Genomic DNA, 1,729 nt, shown 5'->3' with positions numbered 1-1,729 from the left:
ATCCACCCACCAGCCGGTCGGGTGGGCGGCGAGCGCTGTGGACCATCGCCACCTCCAGCGCCTCGGCCGGCAGCAGGTCGGGCAGCAGCCCGACAAGGCGGGCGGCGAGCATCGACTTGCCGGCGCCGGGCGGGCCGATCAGCAGCAGGTTGTGGCCGCCGGCGGCCGCGATTTCCAGCGCCCGCCGGGCGGTCTCCATCCCGCGCACGTCGGCGAGGTCGGGCCCGGGGATCGCCGTCGCCAAGCCGGAGGGACGGGGCGGTTCCATCACCTGCGTGCCGCGCATGTGATTGATGAGCTGCAACAGGTCCTCCGGCGCCAGCACCTCCACCTCGCCGGCCCAGGCCGCCTCGCCACCCTGGGACGGCGGGCAGATCAGACCGAGGCCGGCGCCCGCGGCGGCGATGGCGGCGGGCAGGATCCCGGCGACCGGCTTGATGGTGGCATCGAGCGAGAGCTCGCCGAGCGCCGCATACCCGTCCATCTCGTCGCGCGGCAGCACGTCCATCGCCGCCAGGACACCGAGGGCGATCGGCAGGTCGAAATGGCTGCCTTCCTTGAGGAGGTCGGCCGGGGCGAGGTTGATCAGCACCCGCCGGGCCGGCATCGACAGCCCCATCGCGGTCAGCGCCGCGCGCACCCGCTCGCGCGCCTCGCCCACCGCCTTGTCCGGCAGGCCGACGACGACCATCGACGGCACGCCCGCGGCGATCTGGACCTGCACCTCGACCGGAATCGCGTCGATGCCCGCGAACGCATAGGTCCGCACCCGGGCAATGTCGCCCCGCATGGCGCGCCGCGCGGCCCGCTCGACCGAAGCTGCGTCGGACACGAGGCCTCCTTAACCGAGAGTTTATGTCACTCCTTCTATAACAAGCAAAAGTTGCAGAGCGCTATGCCGTGATGCGGTGGGCGACCACGTCGCCGAGCAGCAGCAGGGCGGGCCCGCCGGTGCTCCAGGCGGCGGCCCCGGCCACGACATCGGCGAAGGAGGCGGCCAGGACGCGCTGTGCATCGGTGCCGCCGCGCTCGATCAGGGCGGCGGGGGTGCCGGCGGGATAGCCCGCCCCGGTCAGGCCGTCGAACAGGTGACGCAGGGTGACGACGCCCATGTAGACGGCCAGCGTGCCGCTGCGCGCCAGCGTCGGCCAGTCGAGGTCCACGGCGCCGTCCTTGGTGTGGCCGGTCACGAACGTGACCATGCGGGCCGCGTCGCGATGCGTGAGCGGGATGCCGGCGCCGGCGGCGCAGGCCAGCGCCGCGGTCACGCCCGGCACGATCTCGAAGGCGATGCCGGCCGCCGCCAGCGCCTCCGCCTCCTCGCCGCCGCGGCCGAAGACCAGCGGATCGCCGCCCTTCAGCCGCACCACCCGCTGCCCCTCCCGCGCGAGCCGCACCAGCAGGGCATTGATCTCATGCTGCTGCAGGCAGTGATGGGCCCGCGCCTTGCCGACATAGATGCGCCGGGCATCGCGGCGCGCCATCGCCAGCACCGCATCCGACACCAGCCGGTCATGCACGATCACGTCCGCCTCGCCGAGCAGCCGCTGGGCGCGCAGGGTCAGCAGGTCGGCAGCCCCCGGACCTGCGCCGACCAGATGCACCATCCCCGCCGGCCGCGTCGCCCCTTCGGCGATCGCGTCGGCGAAGGCCCGGTGCGCCGCGTCCTCCTGACCGGCGAACATCAGGTCGGCGGCCCGGCCGGACAGCGCCGCCTCCAGCACCCGCC

At 74.0% G+C, this 1,729-nt stretch carries 2 protein-coding genes; both read right to left on the bottom strand.

Annotated elements, in window-relative coordinates; translation table 11 throughout:
- Window positions 1-790: magnesium chelatase domain-containing protein (locus tag B8460_RS19215; RefSeq protein WP_048863237.1), on the bottom strand; the 790-nt coding region annotated here is incomplete at its 3' end.
- A gap of 103 nt (window positions 791-893) precedes the next feature.
- Window positions 894-1,729 (bottom strand): uroporphyrinogen-III C-methyltransferase (gene cobA / locus B8460_RS19210; protein ID WP_048863236.1); only part of this gene is annotated, 836 nt, incomplete at its 5' end.

This window comes from Acidisphaera rubrifaciens HS-AP3, assembly GCF_000964365.1.
GTDB classification, from domain to species: Bacteria; Pseudomonadota; Alphaproteobacteria; order Acetobacterales; family Acetobacteraceae; genus Acidisphaera; species Acidisphaera rubrifaciens.
This window is presented reverse-complemented; position numbering and strand designations above follow the sequence as displayed.